This window comes from Bacillus sp. NP157 (genome assembly GCA_018889975.1).
GTDB lineage: Bacteria > Pseudomonadota > Gammaproteobacteria > Xanthomonadales > Rhodanobacteraceae > Luteibacter.
Genome location: CP076546.1, coordinates 1,711,975 through 1,727,811, shown reverse-complemented (window position 1 = coordinate 1,727,811; position 15,837 = coordinate 1,711,975). Strand labels below are relative to the sequence as shown.

Sequence of the window (15,837 nt, the reverse complement as noted above, 5' to 3'; positions counted from 1 at the left end):
CCTCAGGCCAGACGGGTTCCGTTCGGCACGCGGCGCTCCGTCGTGGCGATCACCACGCCGTCGTCGGTGTGGAAGCCGGTGAGCAGGAACTGCGAACGCACCGGGCCGATCTGTTTTTCCGGGAAGTTGATGACGCCGATGATTTGCTTGCCGACCAGCTCGTCGGCCGCATAGACGCCGGTTACCTGCGCGCTGGTCTTGCGCTCGCCATGCTCGCCGAAGTCGACCCAGATCAGGTAGGCCGGGCGGCGTGCCTCGGGAAAGGCTTCGGCACGGGTGACCGTACCGGCCACCATCAACACTTTCGTAAAGTCGTTCCAATCGATCAGGTCAGTCATGGTCAGCCAAGCAGGCGTTGCCAGCGACGCGGCACGGCGCCTTCGGGGCCGGGCACGGGCTGGTCGTCGGGGTGGGAGGTAGGCGCCGCCAGGGCAGGGCCGTCGAACATCTCGTCGTTGCGGTAATCGTAGAACCAGTCTTCGCCCGGTTCGAAACTCTGGATCACCGGATGGCCGCTGGCATGCGCATGCTGGGTCGCGTGCTTGTTCAACGAATCGTCGCAGCAGCCGACGTGGCCGCATTGCGCGCATCGCCGCAGGTGCAGCCACCAGCTTTCCGTAGCGAGGCACTCGACGCAGCCCGTGCCGCTGGGGGGAACCTGGGTATCGATGCCGGAACGCTCGTGGCTCATGGGGGAACTCCGGGAACGGTTCCCTCGATCCTACCCGAGCCGATCGTTCAGAACAGCCGTCCGGCGCGATGCAAAGCAACGATTTGCATCCGCTTGACCGAGGCGGCAAGCCGCTGCAAGGCGCGGCCGAGCTCGTTGGTGTCGGGCGAGCCTTCCTGGAGCAGGCCCTCGATCCGGCAGGCCGCGTCGGCGACCGGCAGGTGTTCGTGGATCAGCGCGTGCCGGGCCACGTGGCCCGCACGGAAATGCGCCTCGTCGTAGTCACGATGCAGCAACGCCTGGAGTAGCCCGAGGGCCTCCAGCGAGATCTCCTGTGCTGCCATGACGTTGCGCATCCCGACATGAAACCCGTGCGGGCGCGGTGGCGCAATCCGCCGAAGGGTCTACGTAAAGTCACGGTCCGGGCGGTATGCTCTCGGCGGAGAACCGACCGATCGAAGGAACGTCATGTCGCTTGTTGCAACCGTGCTCACCGTGCTGGTGATCCTGATCCACGTCTACATCGTGATCCTCGAAATGGCGTTGTGGCGCTCGCGTGGCCCGAAGGTGTTCGGGATCACCCCGGCATTCGCCAACGACAGTGCCGCGCTGGCCTCGAACCAGGGCCTGTACAACGGCTTCCTCGTCGTGGCGCTGGTGCTTGGGCTGGCCTTGCGCGAGCCGTTCGCCACCGCCTTCGTGTTCTACGGGCTGGGCTGCGTGGTGGTGGCCGGCCTCTGGGGCGCGATCACCGCCAGCCGCCGCATCCTCTACGTGCAGGCGCTGCCCGCCATCCTGGCGCTGGCCGCCCAGTGGATCGCGCGCTAGGACGATAGCCTCGACATGCATGGACGCCGCCGAGGGGGCGGGGCGTCCCCGTTTCCCCCACGGAGTGATCCATGGCAGAGACCGAATTGCCGCTTGCCCGCCCGGGCAAGACCCCCGACTGCCGCCCGGCGACGTTCGAGCTGGGCCTGGCCCTGGCCGGTGCCGTGTCCGGCGGCGCGTATGCCGCTGGCGTGCTCGACTTCCTCTACGAAGCGCTGGAGCACTGGTACGAGGCGAAGGCGCAGGGCCTGGCGGTACCGCGCCACGATGTCCTGCTGCGGATCATTTCCGGAGCCTCGGCGGGCAGCCTCAATGGCGTGATTTCCGCCGTGGCCCTGCCGTACCGCTTCGCCCACGTCCGCGCCGACACCCCGCCCGCAGCCGCCGCGGGTAATCCGTTCTACGACGCATGGGTGACGCGGATCGATGCGCGTGCCCTGCTTGGCAAGGCCGATCTTGCCGACCCCGCGAAGCCGCTGGCGTCGTTGCTCGACTCGACCTGCCTGGATGCCATCGCGGCCCAGGTGCTGGCCTTCACCGGCGAGGCGCTCGCGCGCCCGTACATCGCCAATCCGCTGAAGTGCGTCTTCACCGTGACCAACCTGCGCGGCGTGCCCTACATGGTGCGCTTCCGCGGCAACCCCGAGATCCCCGGCCACGGCATGCTCGCCCACGCGGATTACCTCGGCTACGCGGTGAACACCGGCGCCGCCACGTACGAGCGTGCCTGGAAATACGCCGACGAGGCGGTGGTCAGTGGCCCCAACCATCCCTACGCACGCGAATGGCAGGCCTTCATGAACGGGGCACTGGCCTCGGCGGCGTTCCCCGCCGGTTTGCGCTACCGCGAGGTCATCCGCCCCTGGACCGACTACGACGGGCGGGTCGTCATCGTGCCCGGCAACGACGGCAAGGCGAAAGCGGTGCCGATTCCCCCCGCGTGGGCGGATACCGACACGGCCACGGGCGAGTACCGCTTCGTCGCGGTCGACGGCGGTGCAATGGACAACGAACCCTTCGAGCTGGCCCGCACGGAGCTCGCCGGCACGCTCGGCCGCAACCCGCGCGAAGGCGACCGGGTCAATCGCATCGTCATCATGCTGGACCCGTTTCCCGAGGCGGAGGATCCCGGTCCGGTCGATGCGGCGTCGATCAACATCGTCGAATCGATGGCTGCGCTGTTCGGCGCCTGGAAGCAGCAGGCGCGCTTCAAACCCGAAGAGGTGGCGCTGGCCCTCGACACGACAGTCTTCAGCCGCTTCATGATCGCGCCCAGCCGTCCCGCGACGCCGGAGGGCCCCCGCTGGATCGGTGGGCGCGCCCTCGCCGCAGGCGCACTGGGCGGCTTCTCCGGCTTCCTCAGCCAGGCCTACCGGCACCACGACTTCCTGTTGGGCCGCCGCAACTGCCAGCAGTTCCTTTCCGAACGACTGCTGGTGCCGGCGCGCAACCCGATCTTCGCTGGCTGGGTGGATGACCCGGCGCTTGCCGGGTTCCTGCGCGACGTCGACGGGGAAGTGCATGCACCGGTCATTCCCCTGGTGGGCAAGTGCATGGCCCAGCGCGAGCCGTTGCCGCCGTGGCCACGTGGTGCCTTCCAGCCCGACACGCTGATGCCGCTGGTCGAAGGCCGGATGCAGGCCCTGTATGGCGTCGCGACCGCGGGCATCGGCGCGCGGATCGCCACCTGGCTGGCCTGGCATCTGTACGTCCGGCGCCTGCTGCTCGGCATCGTTCGCCGCCGCCTGGACGCTGCGCTGCGTGCCTTCGGCCTTTTGTGATATTTGACGAACCCTTGCCTGGGCGGGCACTGTCAGCAGGACATGCGCCACAGGAGTGCTTCGATGCTACGTGTTCGTTCTGGTTGGTCCGTCGGTGTTGCGGCGGTGTTGCTGGCAGGTTGTGCAGGCCACGGCACGCGGGCTCCCCAACCGTCGGGCGAGGACGTGGCAACGCAAGCACACGACGCCGGCCAGGCCTACGCGGCGGGTGACATCCGCCATGCCGCGGACCTCTACCAGGCGGTGGTCGACGCCCAGCCCGGCGATGCCGATGCATGGTTCCGCCTCGGCAACGCTCGCTTCCGCCTGCAGCAGCAGGATGATGCGGTACAGGCTTACGACCGCGCGATCCACCTGCGTCCGGAGTTCGCCGAGGCGCAGTACAACCTTGGCGTGGTCCGCCTGAAACAGGCCCAGGCCGCGATGATCGCCAGCGCCCAGGCCGGCAAGCCCGGCGACACCTTGCGCCGCGACAGCTCGCGCATCGCCCAGCGGCTGGCGCGGGTGGCGGACGATGTCGGCACGCGCGGCAAGGGCGAGGGCGAGGGTGGGGCACCGCCGTTCATTGTCGAACCGGCAGACAGTCACTGAGTTTTCGATGACAGCCCGGCGACTGGATCGTGCGAAGCGGACAGTCCGTTGGCATACGTGAAAGTACGTTGTCGCAAGAGCCTGTCATCGGCCTGTTGGGCTATGGCGGGCATGCAAATTCGGTAGTAGCGTGGGCCTCGGGGAGTCCATCAGCCTCGACGAGAGGGTCGCTATGACCACAATCTCCGCTGCGCCACGCGCCATTGTTTTCGAAGACCACACCGGCCTGGCATCCGCATTGACGGACCTGCTGCAGGCGCGGCTGGGTTACGACGTGGCCGCGTGTGCCGGCTGCATCGAGGAGGCGATCCGCGTCGCGCATGTCGAGCGTTGCGACGTGGCCGTGGTCGACCTCGACCTGCAGGGAATCATGGCGTATCCCGCCCTGGACGAACTCAAGCGACGCGGCATTCCCTACGTGCTGGCCACCGGGACGATGCCGGTCGACATTCCGATCCGTTATCGCGCGCCGATGGTGCGCAAGCCTTACAGCGCCCAGCAACTGGAGCAGGCCATCCGCGAAGCGAGTGCCGCCCGGGCCTGCTGAGCGCGCCGGGCGTCAGGACGATTCGACGGCACCGCGTGCCTTGCGCAGCCAGCCGTTGACCTCGTCGAGGCCGGTCACCACGCTGGCGCAGATGCGCCGCAGCTCGGCCGATGGCTGTTGCAGGTCCGGCACCATGATCGTGGGCAGGCCGGCGGATACGGCCGAGCGGACGCCGGCATGCGAATCCTCCAGGGCCAGGCAGCAGTTCGCCGGCTTGTTGAGGATGCGTGCGGCACGCAGGTAAGGGTCCGGCCAGGGCTTGCACCGCTCGCAGTCGCCGGCGGCGACCAGCGCGTCGAAGCGATCGCGCAGCCCGAACGCCTCGAGGTGATGGATGGCGATGTTGTGCGGCGACGAGGTCGCGATCGCCCGTGGCATGGCGAATTCATCCAGCGTGTCCAGCAGCGACATGACCCCCGGCTTCAGCCGCAGGTCGGTCTCGAACATGGCGTGGTAACGCTCCGAGGCGCTGGCCCAGACCGCATCCAGGTCGACTTCGTCGCCCACGTATTCGCGAAGGAGCACGCGCGCGGCATGTCCGTGCAGACCGACCATGCGCTGGCACAGGGCCAGGGGGAGTTCGATGCCGAACTCCGTCGCCGCCTGTAGCAAGGCGTCCCGGTAGAGCGCTTCGGTGTCGAACAGTACGCCGTCCAGGTCAAAAACGATGGCCTGGGGTGTCGCGGGAAAACGCACCATGCCTGCCCCCGATGGCCGCCACGGCGGCCGAATGCCCGGTTTTTCGCGAACATACCGCGCCTGCTGCCGTAACGCCATATTCCTGTTGGGTATGAAGCGGCGGGTTGCGCTGGACGACGGCGCAGGCCACGCTTCGTGGATCATGAGAAAACGCCGCATGCTCGCCCGCAGTCTCGTCGGCGCCCTCGCCGGCGTGCTGCTGTTCGTCTCCGGGGCCTGGGGCACCCTGGCGCTGCGCTACCAGTTGCCGGGGCCGCCTCCACTGCGGCTGGCCGGGGCGATCGCCTGGTCGGTGGTCTACCTCGGCCTGCTGGTCGCGATGTTCGGCTGGCGCGTGGCGTGGGCGCCCCTTTGCCTGGTGGCCATGCTGGGCCTGCTGGTGGCGTGGTGGACCACGATCCAGCCACGCAACGACCGCGTCTGGTCCGACGACGTCGCCCACCTGCTTTCGGGCGAGGCCGACGGCGACATCGTCACCTTGCATAACGTGCGCGACTTCAACTGGCGCGCCGACGACGATTACGACGTGCGCTGGGAAACCCGCCGCTACGATCTCGCCCACCTGGTCTCCGCCGACGCCATCCTGTCGTACTGGTCGAGCGAGGCGATCGCGCATGCGATGCTCTCGTTCGGTTTTGACGACGGCCGCCACGTGGTGTTCTCGATGGAGATCCGTCGCGAGAAGGGCGAGGCGTTTTCCGAGGTCGGGGGCTTCTTCAAGCAGTTCGAGCTGGTGCTGATCGCCGCGGACGAGCGCGACATCGTGCGCGTGCGGACCAACGTGCGCGGCGAGGATGACTACATCTTCCCGCTGCGGATGCCGCGCGATGCGATGCGCTCGCTGTTCCTGTCATACGTGCAGGCCGCCAACCGGCTGGTCGACGAGCCGCGCTTCTACAACACGGTGACATCCAACTGCACCACGATCGTCTACCGCATGGCGCGGCGGATCGATGGCGGCTTGCCAATGGATATCCGCCTGCTGCTGACCGGTTACCTGCCCGAATACCTCATGGACAACGGCGCATTGGACAAGCGCATGCCCGTGGACGAATGGCGTCGGCTAGGCCGGATCACCGACCGGGCGCGGGCGAGCGGGCCGGGCGACGACTTCTCCGCGGTGATCCGTCAGGGCGTGCCGCCGGCGGTCTTGTCCGGTGCGTCGCCGTCGTCCGGCGATTCGACCTTGAAGCCCCTCGCTTCCAGCGCCGACAGGTAGCCCTTCGGACCGATCAGGTCGTCCAGCGGGACGATCGCCACGACCTGGTCGTGCGCGGCCACCTGCGTATCCACGGCGGCCAGCCAGCGCGTGCGCACCTGCGCCGGCACGTCGGTGAGGCCGATGCGCTGTGCGAGGCCACCCTCGGTAACGGCATCCAGGCAGGTCGACAACTGCTTCGCGCGCCGTTCGTCGCGAAGCTCGCCCACGTCGCCGGTGGCCCAGGCGTTGGCGCGCTCGCGCATGGCGGCCAGCTGCGGTTCGATGTTGTCGACGCTCTGGGTGAAGCAGGACAGGTCGTCCAGGGTCGAGCGCTTGAACTCTTTCACCACCGAGCGCGGATCGTCGACCAGCAGGGTGTATTCGACCGGCACCTGCGGCACGTTGTGTTTCTTCGCCATCTCGACCACCGCATCGGTGATGTAACCCGACTTGCGCAGGCCGGATTTCTTGACCGCCTGTTTGTAGAGGTCGATCGCGGCGAAGATCGGCCGGTAGCGTTCGACCTTGTTGTCGTCTCCGATGTATTTCGCCTTCACCGCCTGCCAGCGTCCGTAGACGTCCGCCGGGACGGTTTCCTGCAGCGTCTTCCCGTCCGGCGAGTTGCGCACGCCGATCAGCGAGGGCAGCAGGGCGAGGCGACCGAAGAAGCCGACGTTCGGCTTGACTTCGACGTGCGGCGGCAGGATCAGCGCGCCCGCGTGTGCCACCGCGTCGTCGACCTCGTCGGTCTTCCAGGTGATGTTGCCCGGGATCGGCGACAGCGTTCCAAGGATCAGGACGACGTGGTCCCCGCGCGTCGCCCGCCACAGGCCGGGGCCCGGTTGCACGCCACTGACGGTAACGGCCTCGAGGGTCGGGACGCTGTCGGGCGGCGGGGGCACCTGGGCGGCGGCAGTGCCGGCCAGGACAAGGGCGACGAAGGCGGCAACGAGGGCAGGGCGTGGGTGTCGGATCATGCGCGCAAGTCTAGTCGAAGCCATGGCGGCGGTCGCATCGCTGCCGCCGCTCACTCGCCTTGCATTCACTTCGCAAGAACCGGCGCGCGAACGCCGCCGTGCGTGCAAGGCGCGTGAAGGTTTCCCCTCGCAACCTTTCGTTCCGTTAGCACTCACAAACCGTTAAGCTCCCCTTCCTCCCCGCGTGCGAATCCCCGACCCATCCGTCTTCCATGGCCCTGGTGATCTACGACATTCCGTTCCACCCCGACCTGGCTGGCCTATGGCATGTCCAGCTCAACGGCGTGCCCACGGAAAACTTCGAGACGCGCGTCGCGGCCATTGCCTATGCGGTCAACCAGTCGCGACTGATCGGCAACCCCGGCCACGTGCAGGTGCTGGTTTCCGTCGAAGGTGCCGATGGCGTCTGGCGCGAATTCGAATCCAACGCCAAGCGTCCGGTCGACAGCCTGCAGTAGCCACTGCACACATCGCGTTGATGTGCGATGGATACGATGGTGGCCTTACGGAGGAACTTGCCACCCATGACGCACCGCAAGATTGGTTATTTCGACGTCGAGGGCTCGTGCTACGTCGCGAAGCCTGGCCGCTGGCGCGGCAAGTACGTCATCAGCGAAGACGGCGACGAGCTTAAGGAAAAGCTTTGCGTCACGCTGCACGACAATGAAGAAGACGCCTGTGCCGAAGGCATCCGCCTGGGCATCACGGCAGCGCGCGCGCTGATGAAGGAACGCGAGGGTTTCGACCCCGGCGAAGACGAGTAACGTCCGCCTGGTGCGCGCCCGCGCACTGCATACCGCGTGCCAGAAAGCGCCGCGCAACGCGGCGCAAGCTATTCCGAATGGCCGATGGTGCACATCGTTTACCCGGCGTAAGTTTTCATTGCGGCCCCGTGAATGTTGCATTTTTTGCGCATTCCCCCGCCGCGAAGTCCCAGCCCCACTCCCCTAAGGCTCCGGAGACTCACAATGAAAACCACCACACGCATGGCGCCCAGGCGCCACGGGCTCGCTTTGTCCATCGCCGCCGCACTGGCTTGCGCCTGCGGTACCGTCCGCGCCCAGGACACCTCGCCACCGCCAGCCGCGCAAGGCACGCCGCCGCAGGCGGCGCAGGCCTCGCCACCGTCGCCTCCGCCCCCTCCGCCGAAGGCCACGACGGAGCTTGCCGCCGTCACCGTTACCGGCTCGGCGCTCCCACGCATCGACGTGGAGACGCCGTCGCCGGTGACCACGATCAGTGCCGAGCAGATCCAGAAAAGCGGCCTTACCACCGTGTCGGACGTGATCCGCGCCGTCTCGGCCGACAACAGCGGTTCCATCCCGCCGGCCTTCACCGGTGGCTTCGCCGCCGGTTCGTCGGGCGTGGCACTGCGTGGCCTTACAGTGAATTCCACGCTGGTGCTGATCAACGGCCGGCGTGCGGCGAACTACCCGTTGGCTGACGATGGCCAGCGCGCCTTCGTCGACCTCAACACCATTCCGTCGAATGCGATCGACCGCATCGAAGTGCTGAAGGACGGCGCCTCGTCGCTGTACGGCGCGGACGCGATCGCCGGCGTGGTCAACATCATCCTGCGTCCCGGTTACCAGGGCACGGAGTTCACCGCCGACGTCGGCACCTCGCAGCACGGCGGTGGCACGACGCGGCGCGGCACCGTGCTGTTCGGCGGTGGCGACCTGCGCAAGGACGGCTGGAACGCGTACTTCAGCGCGGAGTACCAGAAGGACGATCGCATCCAGGTGGGCGACCGCGGCTACCCGTACAACACCAACGACCTGACTCGCAGCGGCGGCAACAACCTCATCGGTGGCCAGCCGTCGCAGAACTCCGGTTCGCCCTTCGGCACCGTCACGCCAGGCACGCTGGGCACGCCGGGCGACGTCACCACCGGTATCCCCGACCCCGGCGCCGTTGCCCAGCCGCTCGGTGCCTGCGGTACGGGCAGCACGCTGGTCACCAACGATCCGAACAATCCCGGTAGCTACTGCGCGTTCAATCGCACGCGCTACTTCGACATTTCGCCGGAGATGGAGCGGCAGGGCATCTATGGCCGGTTCACCCTGAAAGTAAGCGACACCGCGCAGGCCTACATCGACGCCAGCTACTACCAGGTACGCACGCAGTTCCGCGGGCCGCCGCCGCAGATCCAGGCCAGCACGCCGAACAACACCAATGCGATCGCGCTGCCGGCCACGCTGCCCGACGGCTCGCTCAATCCCAACAACCCGTTTGCCGCGGACGGCAAGGCGGCCCTGATCAATTACACCTTCCCGGGCCTTCCCGGCGGTGGCGACAACAAGAACCACAACATGCGCATCACCGGCGGCATGACCGGTTCGTGGGGTGACTGGAGCTACGACACCGCGTTGGTGTTCAACCACGAGTCGCTCGATATCACCACGCCCGGGCTGCTCAATTACAACGCGCTGGTCGCTGCCGTCGCCAACGGCACGTATAACTTCCTCGACTCGTCGGCGAACTCGCCAGAGCTGCTGCGGATGCTTGGCCCGACCTTGCAGAAGACCTCGACCAGCGACCTGCAGTCGGCCGATTTCCGCGTGACCCGGCCGTTGATGGATCTCGCGGGCGGCTCGCTCGGCCTCGCTACCGGCATCGACGTGCGCCACGAGGAGCAGAACGATCCGGACCTCAACCCGGATCTTGCCGCACAGGGGCTGGGCATCGCCCACACCAAGGGCCACCGCACCGTCAGCGGTGCGTATGTCGAACTCGATGCGCCGTTCCTCGAGTCGCTGGAAGTGGACGTGTCCGGCCGCTATGACCATTACTCCGACTTCGGCAGGAACTTCTCGCCGAAGATCGGCATCAAGTGGAAGCCGATCGATGAACTGGCCTTCCGCGGCACCTTCTCCAAGGGCTTCCGCGCGCCGAGCTTCGCGGAGAACGGTTCCAGCGAGTCCGAAGGCTTCGCGACGTACACGCCGCCGGCGGAGTTCCAGGCGCTGCACAACAACAGCGGCTACGTGCAGCCCTATCCGCTGGCCTTCCTCACCGCGGCCAATCCGAAGGTGAAGCCGGAACGGTCGAAGAGCTACACCTTCGGCATCCTGTTCCAGCCCACCCAGGACCTCAGCGCGACGATCGATTACTACCGGATCAAGAAGACCGGCGTGATCGGCCAGCAGAGCCCGGCGGCCGTGCTCGACGCGTACTACAACGGCCAGCCGTTGCCGACGGCATCCAGCATCGTCGCCGACGTTCCCGATCCGGCGGCGCCCGACGCACTGCCGCGACCGCTGGTGGTGGATGCGCCTTACGTCAACCAGAACGCGCTGGAGACCAAGGGCATCGACCTCGACCTGAAGGGCAACTTCCACTTCAGCGACAACATGACGCTGACCAGCGAGATCAATCTCACCCGGATCATCACCTGGGTGCTGACACTGGAAGACGGCACCAAACTGCAGTTCGTCGGCACCCATGGGCCGTACGGCCTGTCGTCCGGTGCGGGCACGCCACGCTATCGCGGTTCGTGGGCGAACAGCCTGCAGGTCGGCAAGCTCAACATCACCGGCACGGTGTATTACACCAGTGGCCTGAAGCTCACGGCGCCCGACGTGGCACCGGGTTGCCAGTCGACCAACACGACCACCGGCGCGGACTTCCCCGCGTCCTGCCGGATGTCGTCGTTCACGGAAGTGGACCTCACCGGTCGCTACGACCTGACCGACAAGATCGCGATCACGGGTTCGGTGATGAATGCGTTCGACCGCAAGGCGCCGCTCGATCCGCTGAACTACGCCGCGTTCAACTACAACCCCACCTACTCGCAGAGCGGTGCGGTCGGCCGGTTCTATACCGTGGGTGTCAGGGTGAAGCTGTAAGACCGTGCATGGCCAGGCCGGCGGCGTCGAGGATCTCGACGCCGTCCGCCCGGACCATGAGGATGCCGCCGGCGCGCAGCCGGGCCAGCATGCGCGTGACCGTGGCGGCGCTCATGCCCAGGTACGAGGCGATGTCGTCGCGCGACATCGGCAAGGGCAGGAAGGTGGTGTCGGGTTCGACGTGGCGACGCCGCGTGAGCAGGTCCGCCAGGAAGGACGCGACGCGGGCGAGGGCAGGTGCGTCGCCGGCACGCGTGGCGCGACGGCGTTCCTCCCGGCGCAAGCCACGCAGGTGGCTGGCGATGGTGTCGTCGTGCTCGCACAGGGCGTCGGTCGCCGCACGCGGGAAGCGGCAGAACCAGGTCTTGCCCACCGCGACGACGGATGAGGTGTGCTGGCCCTGGCGCGCGACGTCCAGCGCGAAGATCTCGCCGGGCAAGTGGAACGCCAGCACGTGGCCGGCGCCGACGGTCATCGCGAGGCCCGACAGCACGGCGTATGCCGCCACGTGGGGCGCGTCGGGCTGGACCAGTCGATCGCCATCGGAGAACGGGCCCATGCGCTCGACGATGTCACGCATGGCGAGCAGTTCGGTCGCGCCGCCGCGGGTCGCCTGGCAGGTGCTGGCGTGCCGGCAGGCGTCGTTGCAGCAGGCGGCACCGCGACGCGGCGCGGGCGGCGGCTTGGCGACATCGGCGGCGTAATGCACGGGCTAACCTCCCACGCACGGCAGGTGCGCGTGGCTAGTTTAGGTCGGGCGCGTGGGGTGCCATGGGCGCGGTCAGGCGGATGCGCCGAAATGTCGCAGCGCCTGGCGGGGTTGACGAAAACTTGCCTTTCCGTTAAGTAAAGCGACGGGGGAATACCAGAAAGGGGGCCGCAAGGCCATGGCAAGTCGTTCGTCGTTGTCCGATCACCTTGATACCACCCAGGTCCAGGCGCTGCCCGATGGCTGCATGCCGGGGCATGTCGCGCCTTTCGTGATGCGTTATGGGGTGGATTTCCTCGTCGCCATGCAGCGCGCCGCCGTGCGCGACGAAGCTTCCCAGCGGGAAACCGAAACCGCCTAGCGACCCGCCGGCTGGCTGGCCGCGGCGTGCCCGTCGTCGGGCAGGTCGCCCGCTGGGCCGCCCTTGCGAATCGCGCCCACGACGAAAATCGCGACCATCGCGACCATCAACGCGATCAGGGCGTAGTAGCGCATGCGATCCATGGGGGCTCCGGGCTTCATGGGCGCAGTGTCGGCGTCGCCGGGTCAAGGAAATGGAACGCGGGCGTTACGTCGGCGTGCCGTCGATCAGGTCGGCCACGGCGTCGACCAGCGCATGCACGGAGAATGGCTTGGAGAGGATCGCGCAGCCCTCTGGCAGCACCGGGCTGTCGGCGAAGGCTTCCCACGCATAGCCGGTCATGAACAACACCGGCAGGCCCGGCTGGCGCTCGCGTGCCGCCTGGGCAAGGCGACGCCCGTCCATGCCGGGCAGGCCGACGTCGGTGACCAGGATGTCGGGACGTTCGTCGGACGCCAGCATCAGCAAGGCCTCGTCGCCCTCGCCAAAGTCGCTGACCGAGTAGCCCGCTTCTTCAAGCACTTCGCGGGCGAGCGAGCGCAGCATGACTTCGTCTTCCACCAGCAGGACGTGCTGGCCGCCGCCGCGGCGCGGTGCGCCTTCGATATGCGCGTGCCGGGCGGTGGGCGCACCGGCATGCCGGGGTAGCCACAGGCTGACCGTGCTGCCCCGACCGGGCGTGGACTCGATCACGGCGCGGCCGCCGGTCTGCCGTGCGAAGCCGTCGACCATCGACAGGCCCAGGCCGGTGCCCTGGCCGATCGCCTTGGTGGTGAAGAACGGATCGAAGGCTTTTTCGACCACGGAGGCGGACATGCCCGTGCCGGTGTCGGTCACCGCCACGACGACATGATCGCCGGTGCCGGGCGCCGTGGCTGGCGCATTGCGTGTCTCGATGGTCAGCGTGCCGCCATGGGGCATCGCGTCGCGGGCGTTGATGGCCAGGTTGAGGATCGCGCTTTCCAGCTGGCTGGCGTCGGACAGGGTGCGCCAGAGGTTGTCGTCCATGCGCACCTGCAGGCGCACCTGCTCGCCGAGCAGGGGACGAAGCAGCAGGTCGAGACCACGGACGATGGCGTTGGCGTCCACGTCGGACAACGACAGCGCCTGCTGGCGCGAGTAGGCGAGCAGGCGGTGGGTCAGGCCCGCCGCGCGCTGCACGGCGCCACCCGCGGCATCGAGCAGGCGCCTTGAACCTTCGATGCGCCCTTGCTCGATGCGTTCGGTGACCACTTCGATCGCGCCGCCGATGCCGCCGAGGATGTTGTTGAAGTCGTGGGCGATGCCGCCGGTGAGCCGGCCCAGCGCTTCGAGCTTCTGCGCGTGGCGTAGCTGGTCGTCGAGGTCGCGTCGGCGCTGGGTGTCGCGACCCATCCCGTAGATCACGTCGCCATCGGGCACGCCGGTCCATTCGAACCAGCGGAAGCTGCCGTCGTGCGCACGAATCCGCAGTTCCAGGTCGTCGACCACGTCGCCGTCGATCATCTGGCTCACGGCATCGCGCGCGCGTTCGAGATCGTCCGGGTGGATGAGTTCTTCGAAACCCAGCCCGACCAGGTCTTCGGTGGCGTAGCCCAGTTCGCGTCGCCATGCCGGGTTGACGTCGCGGTAGTGGCCGTCGCGGGTCATCACGACGTAGAGGTCGCGCGAGATGCCCCAGATCTGGTCGCGCTCGCGCGTGCGCTGGTCCACCTCCACTTCCAGCGAGGCGTTGAGCTCGCGCAGGGCCTGGGTGGAGCGGACCGCACGGGTGGTCTCGTTGGTGATCGCATAGAGGCCGAACACGCGGCCGTGCTCGTCACGCAGCGGCGAGCAGGAGAACGTCCACGAGGTTTCCTCGCCCACGCCGTGGCGGGTCATCCGCAGGGGCAGGTCCATCAGCATCGTGCCTTCGCCGGCGAGCGCACGCTCGGCATAGGCATAGACGTCGTCCCACACGTCGGCCCAAAGCTCGCGGAAGGTCTTGCCGATAGCGCCATCCACGCGCTCCCCGAGCATCGGCCGGTAGAGGTCGTTGAAGAAAAACAGCTGGCCGGGCTCGACCGCCATGTACATCGGGCGCGGCGTGGCGAACATCGTGGCCAGCATCGTGCGCAGGGCGGCCGGCCAGCCTTCGACCGGGCCCAGTGGCGTGGTCGACCAGTCGATCTCACGGATCTCCGCGGCCGTCACCGAATCGTCGGGCAGGAAGTCGAAGCGCTGGCTGGCGGGATCACTCATCGGATTCAGGGCCTGAAGGCATCCACGCGACCGGAGACCTGCTTGCCACGCTGCCACACGGCCTGGATTCGCGTGGTCGCCTCGATATCCTTCGACGGATCGCCGTCGAGCACGACAAAGTCCGCGCGCTTGCCGTTGGCGATGACGCCGCGGTCGTCGAGGCCGAGCAGGGTGGCCGCGCGCTGCGTCGCCACGTTGATCGCCTGCAGCGGCGTGAGCCCGGCGTCGACCATCAAGGCCAGCTCGCGGTGTTCGGCGAATCCGGGCAGGCGCAGTGGCATCGCGCCGGAATCGGTACCGAAGCCGACGTTGACGCCTGCATCGTAGACGCGCTTGAAGTTCTCTTCGTTGGTTTTCAGCGCGGCTTCGTTCACCGGCGTGGAGCCGTCGTGCGCGACCTTGTCACGCCACGCGCCGTCGGCGAACTGCCTGGCCAGGTCGGGCTGCACGGCATGCTGGAAGAATGGCTGGTCCATCCAGGCCGGATGCTGGGCATATATAAAGGCGGCCTCGTTGAGGTCGAGCGTGGCGATGTACCAGGTGCCGTGGCGCTTCATCGCATCGAGGAAGGCCTGGTCCACGGGCTTGTCGCGAACGCCGTGGGCGAGGATGTCGATGCCGTCGTCGACGAGCTGGCGGGCGTCCTCCAGGTAGTAGACGTGGGCGGCCACGCGCAGGTGCCTGGCATGCGCCTCGGCGATCACGGCGCGCCAGATCTCCGGCTTCATCTTCACCGGAAGGGTGCCATTGAAGTCGTCCAGCCAGACCTTGACCAGGTCGGTGCCGCGGTCGGCCGCCGCGTCGACAGCCGCGCGTGCTTCGTCGGGCGTCGCGGGCCGATCCAGCTGGTTCGGGCCGGCCTGCATCATCTTCGCCGGTGGCGCGCCGTTCGGCACGCCGATGCCGTGGTCTGCCCCGAACAGGTCGGAGCCATCGGCCTTGCCGGCATGCAGGTCGGCGCGCAGCGGATAGAACACGTCGGGGTTATTGACGCCGAGCGAGGTCACCGTGGTCACGCCGTAGGCGCGCCACTGGCGGAGCTGGCGCAAGGCGTTGTCGCGGGTGAACAGAGCGGGCAGGCCGCTTTTGGTGCCGTCGACCTGGCCGATGTGCGAATGGTCCGAGACCAGCCCGGGGATGATCGTCTTGCCGGTGTAGTCGACCACCTGGGTGCCATCGGGCATCTTGACCCGCAGGCCGGGGCCGACGATCGAGAAGTGGTCGCCATCGATGACTACGGTCACGTCGTCCCGCGCCGGGGCGCCCGTGCCATCGATCACGCGTGCGCCGCGGATCACGGTGGCAGCGTGGGCGGCCGGGATCGCTGCGATCAGGGCGGCGGTGGCCAGGAGGAACGGGCGCGACGAGGTCATGGGTCATCCTTTGATGCGGGGAAAGCCCGTCA

At 67.6% G+C, this 15,837-nt stretch carries 18 protein-coding genes; 9 read left to right on the top strand and 9 right to left on the bottom strand.

Features of this window, described 5'->3' with window-relative positions:
- Window positions 1–2: 2 nt before the first annotated feature.
- The 3 genes from KPL74_07790 to KPL74_07780 are packed head-to-tail and all read right to left on the bottom strand — an operon-like array spanning window position 3 to window position 1,014.
- Entirely contained in the window at window positions 3–338 is a 336-nt protein-coding gene (locus KPL74_07790; protein QWT21897.1) for a tRNA-binding protein, read from the bottom strand.
- Between the two features lie 2 nt (window positions 339–340).
- The gene (locus tag KPL74_07785; GenBank protein QWT21896.1) at window positions 341–691 is read right to left on the bottom strand and encodes a UBP-type zinc finger domain-containing protein; all 351 of its coding nucleotides are present in this window, start codon (window positions 689–691) and stop codon (window positions 341–343) included.
- 47 nt (window positions 692–738) lie between these two features.
- Entirely contained in the window at window positions 739–1,014 is a 276-nt protein-coding gene (locus tag KPL74_07780) for a hypothetical protein (GenBank protein ID QWT21895.1), read from the bottom strand.
- A gap of 124 nt (window positions 1,015–1,138) precedes the next feature.
- On the opposite strand from KPL74_07780, the gene KPL74_07775 reads away from it, so the two are divergent.
- The 4 genes from KPL74_07775 to KPL74_07760 all read left to right on the top strand — a co-directional run bounded on the left by KPL74_07775 (window position 1,139) and on the right by KPL74_07760 (window position 4,417).
- Window positions 1,139–1,498: a DUF1304 domain-containing protein gene (locus KPL74_07775; protein QWT21894.1), complete on the top strand. Its 360-nt coding sequence runs from the start codon at window positions 1,139–1,141 to the stop codon at window positions 1,496–1,498.
- Between the two features lie 71 nt (window positions 1,499–1,569).
- Window positions 1,570–3,279: a patatin-like phospholipase family protein gene (locus KPL74_07770; protein ID QWT21893.1), complete on the top strand. Its 1,710-nt coding sequence runs from the start codon at window positions 1,570–1,572 to the stop codon at window positions 3,277–3,279.
- A 165-nt stretch (window positions 3,280–3,444) separates the two neighbouring features.
- A complete protein-coding gene (locus KPL74_07765; GenBank protein ID QWT21892.1) occupies window positions 3,445–3,870 on the top strand; it encodes a tetratricopeptide repeat protein in 426 nt (141 codons plus the stop codon).
- A 172-nt stretch (window positions 3,871–4,042) separates the two neighbouring features.
- Window positions 4,043–4,417, top strand: a complete 375-nt coding sequence (locus KPL74_07760) for a response regulator (GenBank protein QWT21891.1) — start codon at window positions 4,043–4,045, stop codon at window positions 4,415–4,417.
- Between the two features lie 12 nt (window positions 4,418–4,429).
- Here the strand turns inward: KPL74_07760 and KPL74_07755 are convergent, their stop codons facing one another.
- On the bottom strand, window positions 4,430–5,116 hold the full coding sequence (locus tag KPL74_07755; protein QWT21890.1) for an HAD family phosphatase: 687 nt from the start codon (window positions 5,114–5,116) through the stop codon (window positions 4,430–4,432).
- 157 nt (window positions 5,117–5,273) lie between these two features.
- Between KPL74_07755 and KPL74_07750 the strand changes: the two genes are divergently transcribed.
- Complete coding sequence (locus KPL74_07750) at window positions 5,274–6,335, top strand: DUF4105 domain-containing protein (protein QWT21889.1); 1,062 nt, start codon at window positions 5,274–5,276, stop codon at window positions 6,333–6,335.
- Here KPL74_07750 and KPL74_07745 read toward each other — a convergent pair.
- Window positions 6,245–7,294, bottom strand: coding sequence for a TraB/GumN family protein (locus KPL74_07745; GenBank protein ID QWT21888.1), 1,050 nt, complete (start codon window positions 7,292–7,294; stop codon window positions 6,245–6,247). The genes KPL74_07750 and KPL74_07745 overlap by 91 nt on opposite strands.
- Before the next feature lie 212 nt (window positions 7,295–7,506).
- Here KPL74_07745 and KPL74_07740 point away from each other — a divergent pair, with 212 nt between their 5' ends.
- The 3 genes from KPL74_07740 (at window position 7,507) to KPL74_07730 (ending at window position 11,142) form a co-directional block, all read left to right on the top strand.
- The gene (locus KPL74_07740) at window positions 7,507–7,752 is read left to right on the top strand and encodes a DUF2188 domain-containing protein (GenBank protein ID QWT21887.1); all 246 of its coding nucleotides are present in this window, start codon (window positions 7,507–7,509) and stop codon (window positions 7,750–7,752) included.
- A gap of 66 nt (window positions 7,753–7,818) precedes the next feature.
- Window positions 7,819–8,058, top strand: a complete 240-nt coding sequence (locus KPL74_07735; GenBank protein ID QWT21886.1) for a hypothetical protein — start codon at window positions 7,819–7,821, stop codon at window positions 8,056–8,058.
- 204 nt (window positions 8,059–8,262) lie between these two features.
- Window positions 8,263–11,142, top strand: a complete 2,880-nt coding sequence (locus KPL74_07730; GenBank protein ID QWT21885.1) for a TonB-dependent receptor — start codon at window positions 8,263–8,265, stop codon at window positions 11,140–11,142.
- Here KPL74_07730 and KPL74_07725 read toward each other — a convergent pair.
- Window positions 11,126–11,851 carry a Crp/Fnr family transcriptional regulator gene (locus KPL74_07725; protein ID QWT21884.1) on the bottom strand — a complete coding sequence of 242 codons (726 nt, stop codon included), beginning with the start codon at window positions 11,849–11,851 and terminating at the stop codon, window positions 11,126–11,128. The genes KPL74_07730 and KPL74_07725 overlap by 17 nt on opposite strands.
- A gap of 178 nt (window positions 11,852–12,029) precedes the next feature.
- Here KPL74_07725 and KPL74_07720 point away from each other — a divergent pair, with 178 nt between their 5' ends.
- Window positions 12,030–12,212, top strand: a complete 183-nt coding sequence (locus KPL74_07720) for a hypothetical protein (protein QWT21883.1) — start codon at window positions 12,030–12,032, stop codon at window positions 12,210–12,212.
- Here KPL74_07720 and KPL74_07715 read toward each other — a convergent pair.
- The 3 genes from KPL74_07715 to KPL74_07705 form a co-directional block, all read right to left on the bottom strand.
- On the bottom strand, window positions 12,209–12,355 hold the full coding sequence (locus KPL74_07715; GenBank protein QWT21882.1) for a hypothetical protein: 147 nt from the start codon (window positions 12,353–12,355) through the stop codon (window positions 12,209–12,211). The genes KPL74_07720 and KPL74_07715 overlap by 4 nt on opposite strands.
- Window positions 12,356–12,419: 64 nt before the next feature.
- Entirely contained in the window at window positions 12,420–14,432 is a 2,013-nt protein-coding gene (locus KPL74_07710; protein ID QWT21881.1) for a PAS domain S-box protein, read from the bottom strand.
- Window positions 14,433–14,437: 5 nt separating this feature from the next.
- Window positions 14,438–15,805 carry an amidohydrolase family protein gene (locus KPL74_07705; GenBank protein ID QWT21880.1) on the bottom strand — a complete coding sequence of 456 codons (1,368 nt, stop codon included), beginning with the start codon at window positions 15,803–15,805 and terminating at the stop codon, window positions 14,438–14,440.
- Between the last annotated feature and the right edge of the window lie 32 nt (window positions 15,806–15,837).